General features: G+C 36.1%; 23 protein-coding genes. 3 read left to right on the top strand and 20 right to left on the bottom strand.

The window, feature by feature from the left end:
* From LKACC16343_RS04435 to rpmG, 4 genes are all read right to left on the bottom strand, one after another.
* Entirely contained in the window at window positions 1–1,386 is a 1,386-nt protein-coding gene (locus tag LKACC16343_RS04435; protein WP_056954447.1) for a class II fumarate hydratase, read from the bottom strand.
* A gap of 138 nt (window positions 1,387–1,524) precedes the next feature.
* Window positions 1,525–1,629, bottom strand: a complete 105-nt coding sequence (locus tag LKACC16343_RS14285) for a putative metal homeostasis protein (RefSeq protein WP_158106809.1) — start codon at window positions 1,627–1,629, stop codon at window positions 1,525–1,527.
* Between the two features lie 9 nt (window positions 1,630–1,638).
* Complete coding sequence (gene rpsN / locus LKACC16343_RS04430) at window positions 1,639–1,908, bottom strand: 30S ribosomal protein S14 (protein WP_056954446.1); 270 nt, start codon at window positions 1,906–1,908, stop codon at window positions 1,639–1,641.
* Window positions 1,908–2,057: a 50S ribosomal protein L33 gene (gene rpmG, locus LKACC16343_RS04425; RefSeq protein ID WP_054642465.1), complete on the bottom strand. Its 150-nt coding sequence runs from the start codon at window positions 2,055–2,057 to the stop codon at window positions 1,908–1,910. Before rpmG ends, rpsN begins: the two co-directional genes overlap by 1 nt.
* A gap of 196 nt (window positions 2,058–2,253) precedes the next feature.
* On the opposite strand from rpmG, the gene LKACC16343_RS04420 reads away from it, so the two are divergent.
* Both LKACC16343_RS04420 and LKACC16343_RS04415 read left to right on the top strand, forming a co-directional pair.
* Entirely contained in the window at window positions 2,254–2,943 is a 690-nt protein-coding gene (locus LKACC16343_RS04420) for a MarR family winged helix-turn-helix transcriptional regulator (RefSeq protein WP_056954444.1), read from the top strand.
* An 18-nt stretch (window positions 2,944–2,961) separates the two neighbouring features.
* A complete protein-coding gene (locus LKACC16343_RS04415) occupies window positions 2,962–4,725 on the top strand; it encodes an ABC transporter ATP-binding protein (RefSeq protein ID WP_087721263.1) in 1,764 nt (587 codons plus the stop codon).
* Window positions 4,726–4,749: 24 nt separating this feature from the next.
* Here LKACC16343_RS04415 and LKACC16343_RS04410 read toward each other — a convergent pair whose 3' ends face one another.
* The 5 genes from LKACC16343_RS04410 to LKACC16343_RS04390 form a co-directional block, all read right to left on the bottom strand.
* Window positions 4,750–5,100, bottom strand: a complete 351-nt coding sequence (locus LKACC16343_RS04410) for a DUF1516 family protein (RefSeq protein ID WP_056954443.1) — start codon at window positions 5,098–5,100, stop codon at window positions 4,750–4,752.
* Between the two features lie 38 nt (window positions 5,101–5,138).
* The gene (locus LKACC16343_RS04405) at window positions 5,139–5,933 is read right to left on the bottom strand and encodes an SDR family NAD(P)-dependent oxidoreductase (RefSeq protein ID WP_056954441.1); all 795 of its coding nucleotides are present in this window, start codon (window positions 5,931–5,933) and stop codon (window positions 5,139–5,141) included.
* Window positions 5,934–6,135: 202 nt separating this feature from the next.
* Window positions 6,136–6,639 carry a macro domain-containing protein gene (locus LKACC16343_RS04400; protein ID WP_056954439.1) on the bottom strand — a complete coding sequence of 168 codons (504 nt, stop codon included), beginning with the start codon at window positions 6,637–6,639 and terminating at the stop codon, window positions 6,136–6,138.
* A gap of 6 nt (window positions 6,640–6,645) precedes the next feature.
* Window positions 6,646–7,473, bottom strand: coding sequence for a Cof-type HAD-IIB family hydrolase (locus tag LKACC16343_RS04395; protein ID WP_056954437.1), 828 nt, complete (start codon window positions 7,471–7,473; stop codon window positions 6,646–6,648).
* 9 nt (window positions 7,474–7,482) lie between these two features.
* Window positions 7,483–8,217, bottom strand: a complete 735-nt coding sequence (locus tag LKACC16343_RS04390; RefSeq protein ID WP_056954436.1) for a DeoR/GlpR family DNA-binding transcription regulator — start codon at window positions 8,215–8,217, stop codon at window positions 7,483–7,485.
* Between the two features lie 186 nt (window positions 8,218–8,403).
* Here LKACC16343_RS04390 and LKACC16343_RS04385 point away from each other — a divergent pair, with 186 nt between their 5' ends.
* A complete protein-coding gene (locus LKACC16343_RS04385) occupies window positions 8,404–9,507 on the top strand; it encodes a YdcF family protein (protein ID WP_056954434.1) in 1,104 nt (367 codons plus the stop codon).
* Window positions 9,508–9,570: 63 nt separating this feature from the next.
* Here LKACC16343_RS04385 and LKACC16343_RS14500 read toward each other — a convergent pair whose 3' ends face one another.
* The 11 genes from LKACC16343_RS14500 to LKACC16343_RS04335 all read right to left on the bottom strand — a co-directional run bounded on the left by LKACC16343_RS14500 (window position 9,571) and on the right by LKACC16343_RS04335 (window position 17,557).
* Window positions 9,571–9,702 (bottom strand): hypothetical protein, encoded by a 132-nt coding sequence (locus LKACC16343_RS14500; RefSeq protein ID WP_256970553.1) that lies wholly within the window; start codon window positions 9,700–9,702, stop codon window positions 9,571–9,573.
* Window positions 9,703–9,786: 84 nt separating this feature from the next.
* Entirely contained in the window at window positions 9,787–10,287 is a 501-nt protein-coding gene (locus LKACC16343_RS04380) for a GNAT family N-acetyltransferase (RefSeq protein WP_056954433.1), read from the bottom strand.
* 14 nt (window positions 10,288–10,301) lie between these two features.
* Complete coding sequence (locus LKACC16343_RS04375) at window positions 10,302–10,928, bottom strand: RpiB/LacA/LacB family sugar-phosphate isomerase (protein ID WP_056954432.1); 627 nt, start codon at window positions 10,926–10,928, stop codon at window positions 10,302–10,304.
* Window positions 10,929–10,946: 18 nt separating this feature from the next.
* Window positions 10,947–11,675 (bottom strand): GntR family transcriptional regulator, encoded by a 729-nt coding sequence (locus tag LKACC16343_RS04370; RefSeq protein WP_056954430.1) that lies wholly within the window; start codon window positions 11,673–11,675, stop codon window positions 10,947–10,949.
* Between the two features lie 84 nt (window positions 11,676–11,759).
* Entirely contained in the window at window positions 11,760–13,193 is a 1,434-nt protein-coding gene (locus LKACC16343_RS04365) for a 6-phospho-beta-glucosidase (protein ID WP_056954429.1), read from the bottom strand.
* 172 nt (window positions 13,194–13,365) lie between these two features.
* On the bottom strand, window positions 13,366–13,758 hold the full coding sequence (rpsI, locus tag LKACC16343_RS04360; RefSeq protein ID WP_025084437.1) for a 30S ribosomal protein S9: 393 nt from the start codon (window positions 13,756–13,758) through the stop codon (window positions 13,366–13,368).
* Between the two features lie 13 nt (window positions 13,759–13,771).
* Window positions 13,772–14,215 carry a 50S ribosomal protein L13 gene (gene rplM, locus LKACC16343_RS04355; RefSeq protein ID WP_025084436.1) on the bottom strand — a complete coding sequence of 148 codons (444 nt, stop codon included), beginning with the start codon at window positions 14,213–14,215 and terminating at the stop codon, window positions 13,772–13,774.
* A 130-nt stretch (window positions 14,216–14,345) separates the two neighbouring features.
* Complete coding sequence (gene truA, locus LKACC16343_RS04350) at window positions 14,346–15,092, bottom strand: tRNA pseudouridine(38-40) synthase TruA (protein ID WP_054642455.1); 747 nt, start codon at window positions 15,090–15,092, stop codon at window positions 14,346–14,348.
* Window positions 15,093–15,095: 3 nt separating this feature from the next.
* Window positions 15,096–15,893: an energy-coupling factor transporter transmembrane component T family protein gene (locus LKACC16343_RS04345; RefSeq protein WP_056954427.1), complete on the bottom strand. Its 798-nt coding sequence runs from the start codon at window positions 15,891–15,893 to the stop codon at window positions 15,096–15,098.
* Window positions 15,894–16,748: an energy-coupling factor ABC transporter ATP-binding protein gene (locus LKACC16343_RS04340; RefSeq protein ID WP_056954426.1), complete on the bottom strand. Its 855-nt coding sequence runs from the start codon at window positions 16,746–16,748 to the stop codon at window positions 15,894–15,896. It abuts the gene before it with no gap.
* Window positions 16,724–17,557: an energy-coupling factor transporter ATPase gene (locus LKACC16343_RS04335; protein ID WP_056954425.1), complete on the bottom strand. Its 834-nt coding sequence runs from the start codon at window positions 17,555–17,557 to the stop codon at window positions 16,724–16,726. The genes LKACC16343_RS04340 and LKACC16343_RS04335 overlap by 25 nt, the downstream gene beginning before the upstream one ends.
* Window positions 17,558–17,600: the final 43 nt, after the last annotated feature.

Genomic DNA, 17,600 nt, shown 5'->3' with positions numbered 1-17,600 from the left:
TTATTTCTCCTCAACGTTAGTCATATCAATCGGTACAACCCATTTATCAAATTGTTCTTCTGTTACTAGGCCTGATTTAATAGCAGCTTCTTTCAAAGTTGTACCATCAGCCTGAGCTTTTTGAGCAATTTCTGCACTTTGATGATAACCAATATGTGGAGATAAAGCTGTAACTGTCATGAGTGAGCGATCAACCAATTCAGTCATACGTTCTTTATTAATAGTCAAACCAGCAACCATTTTATCGGCAAAACCATACATTGTTCCTGTCAGCAATTCAGCGGACTCTAAGAAGGTACTGATCAAAACTGGCTTGTAGACATTCATTTCAAAGTTACCTTGACTAGATGCCATTGTGACAACAACATCATTTCCCATCACACGCACAGCAGCCATAGTGATTGCTTCAGCTTGAGTAGGATTAACTTTTCCCGGCATAATTGATGATCCTGGCTCATTGGCAGGAATATTCAACTCACCATAACCAGATCTAGGGCCACTTGCTAAAAAGCGAACATCATTGGCTATCTTCATTAAGTCACTAGCTAAAGTCTTGATAGCACCATGCACAACATTCAAACCAGAATGTGCAGCTAAACCATAGAATTTATTAGTATCAGCTGTAAATGGATGATCATAAACTTGGCCCATCTGTTCAGCAATTTTATCAGCGAATCCTGGAGCAGCATTTAATCCCGTTCCAACGGCAGTCCCCCCCATTGCTAACTCGCTAAGTGTTTGATTGAGATTCTTCAAGTATGAGAGGTCATGTTCTAACATGCTGACCCAACCACTAACTTCCTGTCCAAAAGTTAACGGAGTAGCATCTTGTAAATGTGTACGACCAATCTTAACTACTTTCCAATACTTTTCTTGTTTCTGTTTTAATTCATCAATTAAATGTTGTGTTGATTCTTCTAGTTTATCCACAGCCAAAGCCGCTGTGATGTTCATTGCAGTAGGAAAAATATCATTGGAGCTTTGACCGTGATTGACATCATCATTTGGTAAAATTTCTAATTTATCATCAATCTTTTGAGCAACATGTGAAACTACTTCATTCACATTCATATTAGTTTGTGTACCAGAACCTGTTTGGTATACCACCAAGGGAAAATCCTTTTGCAGTTCTTCATCCCTTAAACTCAATAATTGATCGATACTCTTTACAATCAAATCAGCTTTTTCTGAACTGATTGCATGAGCTTCATTATTGGCAATTGCGGCAGCTTTCTTAATCTGTAAGAGAGCCTTAATGATTTCTAAAGGCATCTTTGCACCTGTGGAAAAGTTATTACGACTACGCTCTGTTTGTGGTCCCCAGAGAGCCTCTTGAGGTATCTTTACTGCACCCAAAGTGTCTTCTTCAATTCTATAGTCTGCCATCAAATTCCTCCAAATAATTTAATACACCAATTATAACGAAGTTGCCTTTAGATAAAAATAAATCCGATTAGAAAATAACTTGAAAAATCAAAACAGCGACTGTTCAGGATGTTTATCCTAAATAGTCGCTGCTTATTTTTATCTCTTCTTACTATCCTTAATCGCACGCAAAGCACGTTTACGTGTCTTGATGTTAGGACTCTTCAATTGTCTGTATGCTGTGGCAGTTTTTACTTGTTCCATAATTTCTCCTTACCAGCTAGCTTTTTGAACACCAGGGATTTTACCCTCATGTGCTAACTTACGAAAGTTTAAACGTGACATACCAAACTTACGCATGTATGCATGTGGACGTCCGTCTAATGAATCACGATTCTTAATTCTAACAGGACTTGAATCTCTAGGTAACTTAGATAAAGCTATGTAATTACCTTGAGCTTTTAATTGCTTGCGGATCTCAGCGTATCTTGCCACCAATTCTGCTTGTCTCTTATTCTTTTCAATCTTTGATTTTTTAGCCATTATTTTACCTCTTTAAAAATTTCTCTTTGTTTTGATTTTGGTGAATATTTTCTTAGTTCTAAACGTTCTGGGTTATTTTGTTTATTCTTGCTTGTTAGATAGAGTCGTTCGTTAGTCCTACTACACTCCAATATAATATTCTGGCGCATATTTCCCTCACATATATAAATGATAATTTTTACTGTTTGTATTCTAGAGATTTTAATTATTAAAGTCAACTATTTTGTTTCAACATAATTTTTAGAAATAAATCGTTGACATTAATTTGGTACCGAACTATAATTCATTCTCGTAATAAAGTTCGGTACCGAATTAATTTTAAAAATGAAATGAGGAATACAAAATATGAGTAAACTTACAGATGATTTAATGAAACAATTACGTTTTATCGGTGAAGCAGGCAACTACTTCATGGGGCAAAAGAAACAAAAACTAACTGGTCAACAACGCGTCTTAGCCGTTTTGAAATTAGAAGATGGTTTGACCCAAAACTATTTAGCCAATGTCCTAGACCTTAGACCTAGTTCTCTAGCTGAATTGATGAAGAAAATGGAAACTAAAGGTCTCATCAAGCGTCAAGAAGATCCTGAGGATAAACGTAGCAAACATGTCTATCTAACTGATGAGGGACGTCAAAAAGCTGAAGAAAATGCATCTTTAAAAAACGAAAGCTATAGTGAAACTTTCTTAGCCGGTCTAACTGATGACGAAAAACAACAATTTAGTATCTACCTTCAAAAAATTTCTGATGGTTGGGACGATGATTTCAAAAAGAACTCCGAAAAATTCGTTGATCCAACTGATCGCTTCAAGGCTATGTTAAACATGCGTGATCAAATGATGGAAATGCATCAAAACATGGATCCTGAAGAACTTGATCGTATGCGTGATGAGATGAGAAAAGATATGCGTAACATGCCATTCGACAGACGCTGGATGCCTGGATTCGACCCTAGACATGACCAACGTGATCATGATAACCACGGTCATAGACCAGATTTTCATAATAACTTCTGGCGTGGAAATGAATTTTAATTTAGTGAGGATATAAAAATGCGTAATGGAACAATGATGAGACGTGATCTACCTAAAAGAACTGGCACCTTCAAGTTCAAAGACTTTCTACAGCTGATCAACAGCGTCAATCCGAAAAAAGCTCTTTTCCTATTAGGAATGCTTTTAAGTTTAGTTACCAGTGGTGCCAGTTTGATAGTCCCTCAGTTAACAAAAAATTTAGTTGATACCAGTGGCCTATCAAAAATAGACAGTAAAATGTTAGTCGTTTTAATCCTAGCCTTCGTAATCCAATTAGGCTTTGGAACAATCGGTGGCTACATTTTAAGATACGTTGGTGAAAGTTCGGTTAAAACTCTACGTGAGAAACTCTGGGCTCACCTGTTAAAACTACCAGTTGATTATTTTGATGATCATAAATCAGGTGAAAGCAGTTCTCGCCTGGTTAACGATACTAGTGTTATCAAAGATTTAATTACCGCTCAATTCCCTAATTTCATAACCGGAGCAATTCAATTAGTTGGTTCAATGGTCATCCTCTTCTTTATGGATTGGAAAATGGCTTCTCTAATGTTTGGTGTTGTTCCAATTATTGTTCTAATCCTGCTCCCTATTGGAAAGATAATGTCTCGTTTAGGCCGTAAACTTCAAGCCGCAACAGCTGATTTCAATGCCGATGCCAGTGAAAAGCTTTCTGAAGTCCGTTTGATCAAGTCAAGTAATGGTGAAACATTTGAAAAAGTGACCGGCGGAACTTTGATTGACCGTATCTTCAAAGTTGGTATCAAGGATGCTAAAGTTGAGGCTGTCTTGCAGCCAATCATGACAACTGTTATGTTAGGAATCTTCGTCGGTATCCTTGGTTATGGTGCTGTCAGAATTCAACAAGGAACTCTAACAAGTGGTTCACTAGTTGCTTTCCTACTATATTTATTCAATATCATTACTCCCGTAGCTAGTTTTGCTACCTTCTTCTCTCAAGTTCAAAAAGCTATGGGTTCAACTGAAAGAATTCAGGAAATCCTAAGTACTGAACCTGAGACGACTACCGGTCAAGATATCGATGTTGAAGGAAAAACAATTACAGCTGATCACTTGAATTTCAGTTATGACAAAGATCATCCCATTTTGCATGACGTTTCATTCGAGGCAAAACCTAATACGGTTATAGCTTTTGCTGGACCTTCTGGTGGTGGTAAATCAACTATCTTTGCCCTACTAGAAAGATTCTACCAGCCTGATTCTGGTACGATCAGAGTAGATCAACAGACAATCAACGATATCAGTTTAGCTAATTGGCGTTCCCAAATTGGTTATGTATCTCAAGATAGTGCTGTTTTTGCCGGTAGTATTCGTGATAACCTTCAATATGGATTAGACCGTCAATTGACTGACAAGGAACTTTGGCATGGACTGCAATTAGCTTATGCTGACGAGTTCGTAAAGAATTTTCCAGAACAATTAGAAACTCAAATTGGTGAACGTGGTGTCAAACTATCCGGTGGTCAAAAACAACGTATCGCCATCGCCAGAGCCTTCCTACGTGATCCCAAGATTCTAATGCTAGATGAAGCTACTGCCAGTCTGGATTCAGAATCTGAAGAAAAAGTTCAACGTGCCTTAGATCAATTAATGATTGGCCGTACTACTCTAGTAATAGCACATCGACTTTCAACAATCGTTGATGCAGATCAAATTTACTTTATCGAAAAAGGTACTGTAACTGGTCATGGTAATCACCAAGAATTAATGAAAGATCATAAACTCTACGCTCAATATGTTAATGAACAAATGGTTAACTAAAAAACGACCCCTCGGGTCGTTTTTTTATAAGAATGGATACCATCCTGCTAAAGCAAATCCTAAAAGGGCCACCACAATACAGAAAACTAACACTGCCCAAATCAATGGACGATTTAAACTCTTTTGAGCTTTTCTGGCAAAAGCTATTTCTACTAAAGCGATAAAAATCAAAGCTACAATGATTTTAACAATCAGCAGAGTTGGTTCTACTGACCAAGCTCTAATTGCTAACTTTATTCCCGTTGCGATGATAACCAAATAACCAACTCTTGTAATCATTTCATAAACTTTAGTGTGTGTATTAGTGAATAAAGCCAATAGGATCATAACCGCCATAACGATCCATGTTATTAAATGAGTCCATAACCAAATCATATTCTCTCCTCCTAATGACTTCCATCATAGCATTAAGTTTAGAAAATGGTTGGAACTAACCCACCATCAACACGCAATGCTTCTCCTGAAAATGATGAAGCATCTGGACTAGCAACAAATGCTGCAAAACGACCAATTTCTTCCGGTCTAATCAAGCGTTGAATTTGTGAGCGAGAACGATGATTCTTCATGAAATCTTTCTCCCACTTGTCTTTAGGCAAATCGCTGTCCTTATACATTTCATCCAACATCTTCTGAACCCCTTCAGTCAGAGTTGAACCAGGCATAATTGTATTTACCGTTACATGCGTATCAACTGTCAACATTGACAAGCTCTTTGCCAAAGACAGATTCATCGACTTAGTCATACTGTATTGAGGCATTTCACCTGATGGCATAACCGCTTCTTCACTAGCAATGAAGATAATTCTGCCAAAATCTTGTTCCAACATTTTAGGCAAATAGAATTTAGCTAAGGCATTTCCAGCTAAAACATTTACTCTATAAAACTTTTCCCAAGTAGCATCGTCAATATCAAAGTAATCCATTGGTTGAAAGATTCCCATATTATTGACCAAAATATCAACCATAGGTATTTCTTGAAATAGTTTCTCACGATCAGACTCATTAGCTAAATCTGCCGCTATTCCTTGTGGTTCTGTTTTAGGAAAATTACTCTTAACTTCCGCTACAACCTTATCAACTTCAGGCTGTTTTCTACCATTGATGATGACATTAGTCCCCTCTTTAGCCATTTCCATGGCAATTGCTTTACCGATTCCTTTAGTAGAGCCAGTAATCAAGGCTTTTTTATTTGTTAAATGAAGATCCATAATGTTCCTCCGTTAAATTCGTTTAATTTGTATTATTAATATAGAATGAAATGTCCCTTTTGCCTAGTACGCACTTTAATGTCTGATAGGTACTTTTTAGTGCCTGATTCAAAAAAAATAAGCCTTTAAGGCCTAATTAGGATTCTAATTTAAGTTTGAGCGTAATCGAATACCAACTAATATATGCCCATTCACACTCTACCTAGTTTTCTTCCAAAATACTCTTTGCTATTTTTTCAGTTCGATCATCGAAAGCTACCAAAAAAGCTTCCGTGTCGACTTGAGATTCCTGAATTGTTTTGATAGCGATCCAAATTGCTTCATATAAAGGATAGCCATAAACACCCGTACTCAAAAATGGAACGGCAATTGTCCACAAATTAAGTTTCTGAGTCAATAACATCACTGACTTATAAGCACTGGTTAATAGGGCCTCTTCGCCTGAATGCCCATTAACGTATCTAGGACCGACTGCATGAATAACATAATCAGCATTTAGATTGTAGGCTTTCGTATAAACAGCCGTTCCTGTAGGCGTACCTTTAAAAGCCAACATATCTTTTTTCAAATTGGATCCTGCTTTAGCATTTAATGCACCATCAACTCCACCACCGGGAATCAAGGCACTATTAGCCGCATTGACTATGCCGCCAACACGAAATGGTAAATTAGCTATATCTGCTTTGATAACTGTAACCTTAGACAATTTTCACTACTCCTTTAATGCATATTTTTTAACCGCATAGGAGACTCCATTCTCATTATTACTTTTAGTTACGACATTAGCATGAGCTTTGACAGCGACAGGAGCATTTTCCATTGCTACTCCAACTTTGGCTAAATCAAGCATCGGAATATCGTTGAAGTTATCGCCTAAAGTCATGGTATTATCCAAAGTTATTTGATAATAATTAGTTAACTCGCGGAGAGCCCTTTCTTTAGATACGTTACTGTCAGTTATCTCTAAATAATTATCCTTTGATAGATAAAATGAACTATTGGGAAACCCATTATCACGAAGATAATTCATTACTCGGTCTATCTCCTGTGGATCACTGATCAAAAGTAATTTGTGAATTGGAATCTTACGTTTTGCTACCAACTGATCTAGATTATCTACAATTGGCGTTACATTTGTAATATCTGACTCAATTTTAACCCATTTATCAAATTTTTCCACATACCAATCCGACCCTGAATACAAATTGATAGAAACTTTAGGAAATTTCTCATGTAAAATTTGAAACATTCCTTCAACTTCATCGATATTTAGGCCATGACTCAAAATTGTTGAATAATTATCGGCTTGCAAATCTTTTACAACTAAAGCGCCGTTGTAACAGGCAATTGGATTATCCAAAACTTGTAATTCTTCAGCTATAGGGGTCATTCCTCTAGGAGAACGAGCTGAGGCCAAAACAAATTTAATATTCTTTTGATTTAATTTAGCTATTGTCATCTTCAAATCGCCATCCACAATATTTTCGTCATTCAAAATTGTTCCATCAATGTCACTCAAAATTAGTTTTATATCAGTCATTTCTACACCTCAGTATTTTACATTAATTGTTGAAATAATTTGTTTAGCCGGCTTTTTATCAGTAATTAAATAATCAAAATCAGCTAAGGTTCCAATTGAATAGGTCGCTGATTTTTGAAATTTAGTGCTTTCAGCTAAAATAATCTTTTGTTTAGCATGACTTAATAGTAATCTCTTTACTTGAGCATCCTCCTGATTTTCGAAACTAACTTGACCATCTTTTAATCCAGCTGCTCCAATAAAAGCGACATCGAAGCTAATATTTTTTAAAATCATGGCCTCATCAAGTGAATAGAAAAAACGATTTTTGGGGAAGAACTTGCCACCTAAAGTATGTAAATCAACTTTCTCATTCGTACTCAACATAATAGAATTATCCAATGAATGCGTATAAATTGTCATTGCCACATCGGTCATTTGTGCCAGTTGCAAAACAACAGTCGACACGTCGAAAAAATCTGTTTGGTTAGATTTAATAAATGTTCTAGCCAAACCGGCAATATGTTTCTTCGACTCAGTAAATTCTTTAATACGATCATTAAAAGAAAAAGCTTCTTTTTCCGACTCCAAACGCATAATTCCACCATGAACCCGTTTTACTTTGCCTTCATCGGCCAATTTTGTAAAATCACGTCTCACGGTATCTCTAGAGACCTTGAAACGCTCAATCATCATTTCTGTAGTTAAAATTTCTTGATGGTTCAATAAATCTAACATGGCATCTGTTCTCTGTGCTTGATACATCAGCGCTACCTCCTAAAAAGAGTATAACATTTTATAAGTGCTTTTAAGCTTTTTTAAGCATAAATAAGTCATTAATTCATTTATACTTATTAGTACTTTATTTTTAAAACAAATTTATAGCTATGATAAAATTAATCTGATTGTATGGGAATATATATCATTCATAAATCTAAGAGAGGTGATTTTATGAATAGCTTGACTCCGTACGTCAACGTTTTGCAAAAGATTTCAGTTTACTGGGGATTAGCTACTTTAATTATGTTAGGAATCTTTTTACTCCTTTGGTTAAGAGAACCACGACGCTTGATCAACGGAATTACTTTTTCTATCTTTTTCTTTAGCTTCTTAGCCGAATTGGCAGTTTTAATATTCAGTACTGGTAATTTACCATTCGTTGTCGTTATGGGAACGCTCTTCTTACTTATTATCGGTGTAATTTTTGTAACAATGATTTCGATGTGGCTTCTACTATTATGGAATGCTTTTATCGTTTGGAAACGTGAAAGTCATACATTATCCAATATGTTGACTTTGTTGCTAGGAGTTTTTCTAGTTGTACTCTGGTTTGCCAATGCTTTCTTATCGGCCCACGCTAAGTTCTTACCTGACTGGTTAAATATTTTAATTTCAGGCTTACCAGTTGTTGGTGCCTACTTGATCTTGTGTTCATACAATTTCTTGGTCAACGTTTTGCTCTATCAATTCTTCCCTAAACGATATAAAGCTAATTATCTAATTGTTTTGGGGGCTGGATTAATCAATGGTGATACTGTTTCTCGCTTACTCGGTAACCGAATCGATGCCGCCATCAAATTTGCTAATAAACAGATCAAAAAAGGTCGACCAACGCCAAAGATTGTTTTCTCTGGTGGGCAAGGTAACGATGAGAAACTATCCGAGGCCCAGGCAATGGCTAATTACGCTATTGAACACGGCTGGGATAAAGATCAAATCATTTTAGAAGATCAATCGAAGAATACCTTGCAGAATATGCAATTTTCGAAAAAAATCATTCAAGATGATTACGGCAGTAGCAATGCATATATCAAATTTTTCAGTAATAATTATCACATTTTTAGAGCCGGCCTCTACGCAAGAATGGCTGGTCTAGCTGCTAATGGTGTTGGTGCTCCAACAAGATTTTATTTTCTACCCAACGCCTTGATTCGCGAATTTGTTGCTATTCTAATCATGAACAAGAAGCGTCATATTATTATGATTTCCATTATTGGATTCTTCGTTCTATTATCAATGCTAGTAACGCTTTACGTCGATTTCAAAACTAGATAGAAAAAAGGTGTTCATATTCTCCTGCAAAATTGCAGTTGAGTATGAACACCTTTTTATTATTGATCACTTTTTAGTGTAAATATTCAGATTTCGATTAAGATAATCTTCAATCCAATCGTGACGTTTCTTTTCTCTCTCAGCCACAACGTCAATAACTGTTTTTATAGTGGCCTCTTTTACATCATTCTGTGCCATAATAAATTCTCTCTTTTTGTTTTTATTTTAACAATTATATTTTTAAAATAAAAATTTATATACACGTGTAATACACAACGTCTATTACAATAGTCGTCCCATCACGATAGCTGTATATCCAGGTTCCTCAGCTTCATTGCCAGTCTTAAAGAAACCGTTCTTTTCCCAGAAATGTTCACTCTGCTTATTACCTTTAGCGTAAGCTAATTCGATCTGTTTAAAGCCTGATTTCTTTAAAGCTGACATAATATCACTAAAGATCTCTGTTCCAATGCCCTTACCTTGATATTGACTATCAACCATAAACAAGCCTACCCATGCCGTTATTTCATCTGGATACTTTGTAATCAAATCTAGCATAGCAATCAATTTGTCGCCATCAAAGAATCCAATATAATATTTATCATCCCTCGTTTTATGTGGTGGTACGACAGTCATATCGTGACGAATAACTGGACGTGTAATCACAGGTGGACAATATTTATAAAATATAGGATTGCTTAAACTTAATTTGAGAATCTCCTCAGTGTCACTAGTCACTAACCGTCTAACTTTATATTTACTAGAAAGATCCGCTAAATCCATAATTCTTCCTCCACTTAAATCTTTCGAATCAAATAATCCCATAATTTTTGATTATTTCCATTCTCTATTACGTAATTTAATACATCTTGTTTCTGCCAAATCGGCTTCAAAACTTCTTCATCTAACTTTTCCATTATATCAATCATATTTATAGATTCGGACCTTTTGATCTCAAGCAGTAACTTTGCATCCCGTTGTTTTCGAAGTGCTTCCCCCTGTGGATAACCGGTATTCATTGGACCATCAAATAGCTTTGCCAGTGTATAACTCAGATTCAGCTCTCCAGCCCAGCCAAAATTCAATCCTAACGGCAAAGAGGCACAATTGCCATAGTTTATTCGTCCAAACAAATAAGCGTCGCTAGGAGTCGGTAAATAGCCGCTGATGACGTTTGGCATCGTATTGCACGCTATATTCATTCCATTTCCGGAACTACAACCAGTTATTACAAAATCAATCGCACCGGAATTAATTAACAGTCCCACCAATAACGCTACCTGAACATAGGATAAAGTTTCCTCTTGTGGATAAACTCCAAAATTAATTACTTCATCAGTTTTTTCCACAGCTGATCTAGTTGCATCGTACAAAAGCTGATTACGTTTAATTTGACTACTGGCCTGAATCACCGCTACTTTCATACTATTATCTCATCCCTATCAATGAACCTTTTTGATCATAAATAATTTAGCTTGTTGATAATTATAATATTGTTTTGAAAAAGCCAACAACTCGCCATTGGCTAAATACGATTCATCTTGAATCAACAAACTCGGCGAACCCGCTGACATCTCCATGAAATCACTAGCTTCTTCTGGTAAAGGCTCACTCATAATAGTCTGATCAATAAAGCCAATTTGAGTCTTACGACTTTGTTCAAAATACTTAAACAGTGATCCGTACAAAGCTTCTTCTGGAATACTATCAATCACTGACTGCAAATAATAAGACTGTTCCATCAAATAGGGCTTATCATCCAACAAACGAAAGCGACGAACTTCGATCAATTTATCATCATTCTGGAAGTGATGTGTCTTTGGCAAAAAGAGTGCTTCTGATACGGGAATAATTTTTTCACTTGCAGTCTTAGTTGTCAATTTACGACCAATTCGTTCCATCTCGGCCGACAATCCACCTTCATGCTCTAGAGCCACTGAATCCACGGTTTGCTGGTGACGAACAAAAGTCCCTACTCCATGAACTTGATAAGTATAACCCATGACACTCAACTGTTTTAAAGCTTGACGCAAAGTATAACGGGTTACTTCATAGCGTGACATCAAATTAGGTTCTGCTGGCAGTTTCAAATCTTGATCAACTAACTCACCAGATTGTATTTCAGTAATAATCTTTTTAACTAAAATGCTTGTATCCATTTTTTTCGGCATTTCTAAAATTTCCTCCAAAACAAAAACGCATCCCATTATCAAGCGTTAGGAATACGTTTTCTAATCATTTATTATCATACCTCATTACGAAAGGTCTGTACCATTTGTTTCAATTACTTTATGGAACCATTCAAAAGAATCCTTCTTAGAACGATCCAAAGTTCCTTCGCCGGCATCATTCTTATCTACATAGATCATACCGTAACGTTTATCCATTTGACCAGTTCCGGCCGAAACTAAATCAATAAAGCCCCATGGAGTATAACCCATTAAATCAACACCATCGACATCAACTGCCAAACGCATTTGTTCAATATGCTTTCTCAAATAATCGATACGGTAATCATCATGAATCTTACCATCCTCAGTCACTTTATCAAAAGCTCCTAGTCCATTTTCTACAATAAACAATGGTAAATCATAACGGTCACTGAACCAATTCAAGGCATATCTCAAACCAACTGGATCAATTTCCCAACCCCAATCAGAGCGTACTAAGGCAGGATTTTTAACTTCATGATTCTTTGTTGGTGTCATGTAATCATCAGGTTCATTCTTATCAGCTTTAATAACATGAGAAGCGTAATATGAAAAGCCAATATAGTCAACAACGCCTGCCCTGATAACATCTAAATCAGCCAAGGTAATATCCAAATTGAAATCTTTACGTTCAAAGTAACGTTTCAACCAATTAGGATACTTACCTTTACATTGAACATCAGCAAACCAATAGTTAGCTTCCATCGCACGTTGAGCTTTCAAAACATCCTTAGGATCTGGTGAAGCTGGATAAGTTGGTCCCATAGCCAACATACAACCAATTTCAAAATTAGGATTAATTTCATGTCCAATTTGTACAGCCATAGCACTAGCAACTGATTCATAGTGTCCAGCTTGGTACATAACTTTTTCAGCATCTTCGCCTGGTTTTACTAGAATACCTGAATTAGTGAACAAGCCCCATTCATTTAAACCAGTTTGGTTGTTGATTTCATTGAAAGTCATCCAATATTTAACTTTATCTTTATAACGTTTGAAGACCACTTCAGCAAATTTTACAAAGAAATCAATCATCTTACGACTACGCCAACCACCATATTCTTTAACTAAGTGATAAGGCATTTCAAAATGAGACAAAGTAATTACTGGTTCAATATTATATTTAAGCAATTCATCAAAAAGATCATCATAGAACTTCAATCCTGCTTCATTAGGTTCGTCTTCATCGCCATTAGGAAAAATTCTTGTCCAAGCGATACTAGTTCTGAAGCACTTTAAACCTAATTCGGAGAATAACTTAACATCCTCTTTATAGTGACCATAAAAATCAATTGCTTCATGATTAGGATAATTTTTACCGGGAATAATTCCATCAGTAATTTCACGAGCCGTCTCGTTGTCACCAGCTGTCATCACATCAGCAATACTGACACCTTTATTGCCGGCATCCCAGCCACCTTCTAATTGATGAGCAGCCACAGCACCGCCCCACAAAAATCCTTTTGGAAATCCAGTCATAAATGTATCCTCCTACGTTTTAAGTTTTCCACTCATTCGAACGAGTTAATAATATCAAAGAAGTTGATTTTTGTAAACGTTTTCAGATATTTAAATGTAAATAAATTTTCTACAACAAAAAACATCCCTCGAAATGAGAGATGTTTTTGATCCAAAACTGGAAATATAAATATTAACGTTTTGAGAATTGTGAAGCTTTACGAGCTTTCTTAAGACCTGGTTTCTTACGTTCCTTCATACGAGGGTCACGTGTTAAGAAGCCGGCTGACTTAAGTGTAGGTCTAAAATCAGGATCTACGTCAAGTAAGGCTCTAGCAATACCATGTCTAATTGCTCCAGCTTGTCCTGAGAAGCCTCCACCGTTAACGTTAGCAATAACGTCATAGCTTTCTGCTGTTTCAGTTACATCTAGAGGTTGTTTCATATCAGCAATCAAATTGTCAAAAGGAATGTAATCTTTGACATCACGTTTGTTGATAGTAATCTTTCCGTTTCCAGGAACTAAGCGTACACGAGCAACTGAATCCTTGCGACGACCTGTTCCGGCGTATGATACTTGTGCCAAATTCTTTTCCTCCTTAAATTAGTTTGTTGATATCCAATTTTTCTGGATTTTGTGCTTGGTGGTTGTGTTCTGAACCTGCATAAACATGCAATTTCTTGATTTCTAGACGACCAAGAGTGTTCTTAGGTAGCATACCACGAACAGAATCTTCAATGAATCTGTCTGGCTTTTCAGCTTGTTTTTGACCAGCACTAATGCTCTTCAACCCACCTGGGTGATCTGAATGAGAATAGTAAATCTTATTCTTTGCTTTTCTACCTGTTAATCTAACTTTATCTGCATTGATGACAATAACATTATCACCTGTATCAACGTTAGGTGTGTAAGTAGGTTTGTTTTTACCTCTAAGAATAGAAGCAACAACAGATGAAAGTCTACCTAAGACAACATCTTCACCGTCAATTACATACCATTTACGTTCAACTTCACTTGCTTTTGCTAATGGTGTTGTACGCACTTTAAATTCCTCCAGTTTCTACGTCTGTTTGACAACTCAATAAGTTTCCGGGGCTTATCGTGGGGCAAACAATACCAGCTACAATGATACTTTGATTCTCACATTAAGTCAATATTTATCCACAGATTTTTTAATAAAAAACCTCTTTCAAATATAGACCACTAGCTTGTGCTGTCCCTCTAGCTTCCTGGCGATCCTTTACTTCATATAAACGTAAAAAGTCATGAACATCTCTGCGACCGTTACCGATTTCCAACAGAGTTGCCACAAGAATTCTAACCATATTATATAAGAAACCATTACCTGTAAACTCAAAAACTAATTCATTGTTCTCTTTATTATACTCAACTGTAGCTGAATAGATAGTTCTAACTTTATTTTCAATCACGCCACCAGCAGCTGCAAAGCTAGTAAAATCGTGTTCTCCAATTAAATCTTTGATTGCAATTTTTATTTTATCCACATCCAAAGGATAAGGATAGTGCCCTGTATAAAAACGCTTGAATGGATCGGTATAATGCCCTAGATCTACACGATACATATAGGTTTTCTTTTTAACATTAAATCGGGCATGAAAATTTTCATCGACAATCTCTGATTTTTTGACCAATACATCCAAAGGCATCAACGTATTAATAGCACGCATCATACTGTCAGCTGGGATAAATCTTGGATAATCAAAATGTACTACCTGTGCCAAAGCATGAACTCCAGCATCAGTTCTACCTGAAGCGAAGACCTTGATCTCTTCTCCATTAGCAATTCTCGAAATAGCTTTTTCAAGTACACCTTCAACCGTTCTTAATTGCTTTTGTTTTTGAAAGCCATGAAACTTAGTTCCATCATAAGCGATGGTTAATTTGTATCTTATTGTCATAAATTAATAACTCCGAATAAATAATAATATGATGGTTACAGCCAACATAACCAAAACCGTGATATTATCACGCTTACTCCATTTTAATACACGATACTTACTGCGGCCTTCACCGTCTTTGTAACCACGTGATTCCATAGCAATTGCTAAATCATAAGCAATTGAAAAACTGCTGACAAAGAGCGGAATCAGTATTGGTACAAATGATTTGATCCGTTTAATCAAACCACCCTCACCAAAATCTACTCCACGAGCTCTCTGTGCGTCCATGATCTTGGTCGTTTCATCAACCAACAATGGCACGAATCTTAAGGCAATCGACAACATTAAAGCTACTTGAGTAACTGGAAAGTTCACTTTCTTTAATGGTTTCAAAATGCTCTCGATTGAATCGGAAATTTCGATTGGTGTCGTTGTTAAGGTCAATAGTGTTGAGATAAAAATGATCAACACGAATCTTACAAAGATATAACTAGCAATAACCATACCCTCTTTGGATAAGGTCAAAAAGCCCCAGTGCCAAATTGGATGGGAACTAGGCGTAAAGAACAATTGCAGTAAAACTGTGAATAAAATCAGCCAAAATATCGGCCGCAATCCCTTTATAAAGAAGCCAAAATTAATTTTAGATAAATAGACAGCAAATAAAACAAACGCCATGAGAAATACATATGATGCCACATTATTGGCTAAAAAGACAATGCCAACAAAATAGAATGTTAATAAAAATTTACCACGCGGATCTAACTGATAAATCAATGAATCCCCGGGTAAATATCGTCCCATAATTAATTTATTCATCTAATCACCATTTACCTGTTGTTTTATTTCTGCACTCAATTCATCAATTGTAATAGGTAATTTATTAAATTGGAAATATTTTTGCGCCAATGATTGTGCAAACTGGGCACTCTGAGGCAAAGTTAATAAATCATTCTTCAATAAATCTTGATTGTTGAAGACGTCGCTTGGCAATCCACTAGCTACTAATTTTCCTTGACTCATAACAGCCATTTCATCTGCATAATTAGCTACATCATCCATATTATGCGTGATCAAAATGATTGTTCTACCTTTTGACTGTAAATTTTTAAACAGATCCATAATCTCATGGCGACCAACTGGATCTAAACCTGCTGTTGGTTCATCTAAAATAATAGTTTCAGGATTACTAGCTAGGACACCGGCAATAGCCACACGACGCATTTGTCCACCGGATAAGTCAAATGGTGATTTCTGTAAATAATCTTTACTTAAACCAACTAATTCGATCATTTCATGAGCTGCATCTTTAGCATCAGATTCACTGAAGCCAAAATTCATTGGTCCAAACATGATATCTTTTTCCACAGTCTCTTCAAATAACTGACTCTCCGGAAATTGAAAAACCATGCCAACCTTTTTACGCAATGGTTTAAGGTTTTTATTATTAGTTTCAGATGTAATAACACGATCACCAACAGTTAGTTTTCCTGAAGTAGGTTTCAAAAGCGCGTTAATATGACGTACTAGAGTAGATTTACCACTACCAGTTTGACCAACAATAGCGGTAAATTTTTTATCATCTATTTTCAAAGAAACATCGTCTAAACCAAGATTTGCCATGGGACTATTAGCATCATAAGAATGTGTTACATGTTCGAACGTAATTTCCATAATTGCTTCATTAGCTCCTCTTCATTTAGATAACCCTCAGGCAATTCTAATGAATCCCTTAGTGTTGATATCAATTCATCAGAAAATGGTTCCTCAAGGCCAAATTTGCTTAAATTAGTTCCTATATTATAAATGTTCTTAGGTATATCGTCTCGTACAATCTGTCCATCACTCAAGACAACGATTCTCTGTGATAATTCTGTCTCCGATATATCATGTGTAATTGAAATGATTGTTAGATCCTGTTGCTGACGTAAATTTTGAATTAAATTCAAAACCGTTCTACGTCCTTCGGGGTCCAACATACTAGTAGATTCATCCATAATAATAATTCGAGGTTTAGTAGCTAAGACACCAGCAATAGCCACTCGTTGCTTCTGTCCACCAGAAAGTGTCTGTGGATCACGTTTTTTAAAATCATGCATACCAACTAATTCTAAAGCATGATCTACTTCTTTGACCATTTGCTCTCTTGGCATACCTTGATTCTCCAAACCAAAAGCAACATCATCTTCAACCGTTGCTCCAACAAATTGATGATCTGGATTTTGAAAGACGATTCCAATCTTAGTTCTAACTTCCCAAATATTATTCTCATTAATTTCTTGTCCGTCAATTTCGATTGTACCAGAGTCGGCATCAATTAAACCATCGATCAGTTTAGTCAATGTTGACTTACCACTACCGTTTTTACCAACGATTGATAACCACTCGTTTTTATAGATATCCACAGTTAAATTATTAATTGCAGGTTTCTTAGAATCGGGATAAGTATAATTTAAGTTTTTAATTGAAATGATTTTTTCCAAAGTTATCTCCTTGAACCGTATTACATATATAATAACTAACTTC

Origin of the sequence: Companilactobacillus bobalius (genome assembly GCF_002179915.1) — a bacterium.
In the GTDB taxonomy this organism is placed as follows: Bacteria; Bacillota; Bacilli; order Lactobacillales; family Lactobacillaceae; genus Companilactobacillus; species Companilactobacillus bobalius.
This window is presented reverse-complemented; position numbering and strand designations above follow the sequence as displayed.

Bases quoted from the DNA above. Each gene is read 5' to 3' on its own strand.
- rpmG (WP_054642465.1), bottom strand. From the start codon at position 2,057: ATGCGCCAGAATATTATATTGGAGTGTAGTAGGACTAACGAACGACTC.
- LKACC16343_RS04435 (WP_056954447.1), bottom strand. From the start codon at position 1,386: ATGGCAGACTATAGAATTGAAGAAGACACTTTGGGTGCAGTAAAGATA.
- LKACC16343_RS04410 (WP_056954443.1), bottom strand. From the start codon at position 5,100: ATGATTTGGTTATGGACTCATTTAATAACATGGATCGTTATGGCGGTT.
- LKACC16343_RS04375 (WP_056954432.1), bottom strand. From the start codon at position 10,928: ATGAAAGTAGCGGTGATTCAGGCCAGTAGTCAAATTAAACGTAATCAG.
- LKACC16343_RS04370 (WP_056954430.1), bottom strand. From the start codon at position 11,675: ATGCCGAAAAAAATGGATACAAGCATTTTAGTTAAAAAGATTATTACT.
- LKACC16343_RS04340 (WP_056954426.1), bottom strand. From the start codon at position 16,748: ATGGAAATTACGTTCGAACATGTAACACATTCTTATGATGCTAATAGT.
- LKACC16343_RS04390 (WP_056954436.1), bottom strand. From the start codon at position 8,217: ATGTATCAAGCACAGAGAACAGATGCCATGTTAGATTTATTGAACCAT.
- rpsN (WP_056954446.1), bottom strand. From the start codon at position 1,908: ATGGCTAAAAAATCAAAGATTGAAAAGAATAAGAGACAAGCAGAATTG.
- LKACC16343_RS04380 (WP_056954433.1), bottom strand. From the start codon at position 10,287: ATGGATTTAGCGGATCTTTCTAGTAAATATAAAGTTAGACGGTTAGTG.
- LKACC16343_RS04365 (WP_056954429.1), bottom strand. From the start codon at position 13,193: ATGACTGGATTTCCAAAAGGATTTTTGTGGGGCGGTGCTGTGGCTGCT.
- LKACC16343_RS04385 (WP_056954434.1), top strand. From the start codon at position 8,404: ATGAATAGCTTGACTCCGTACGTCAACGTTTTGCAAAAGATTTCAGTT.
- LKACC16343_RS04345 (WP_056954427.1), bottom strand. From the start codon at position 15,893: ATGAATAAATTAATTATGGGACGATATTTACCCGGGGATTCATTGATT.
- LKACC16343_RS04395 (WP_056954437.1), bottom strand. From the start codon at position 7,473: ATGACTGATATAAAACTAATTTTGAGTGACATTGATGGAACAATTTTG.
- LKACC16343_RS04415 (WP_087721263.1), top strand. From the start codon at position 2,962: ATGCGTAATGGAACAATGATGAGACGTGATCTACCTAAAAGAACTGGC.
- truA (WP_054642455.1), bottom strand. From the start codon at position 15,092: ATGACAATAAGATACAAATTAACCATCGCTTATGATGGAACTAAGTTT.
- LKACC16343_RS14500 (WP_256970553.1), bottom strand. From the start codon at position 9,702: ATGGCACAGAATGATGTAAAAGAGGCCACTATAAAAACAGTTATTGAC.
- LKACC16343_RS04420 (WP_056954444.1), top strand. From the start codon at position 2,254: ATGAGTAAACTTACAGATGATTTAATGAAACAATTACGTTTTATCGGT.
- LKACC16343_RS04405 (WP_056954441.1), bottom strand. From the start codon at position 5,933: ATGGATCTTCATTTAACAAATAAAAAAGCCTTGATTACTGGCTCTACT.
- LKACC16343_RS14285 (WP_158106809.1), bottom strand. From the start codon at position 1,629: ATGGAACAAGTAAAAACTGCCACAGCATACAGACAATTGAAGAGTCCT.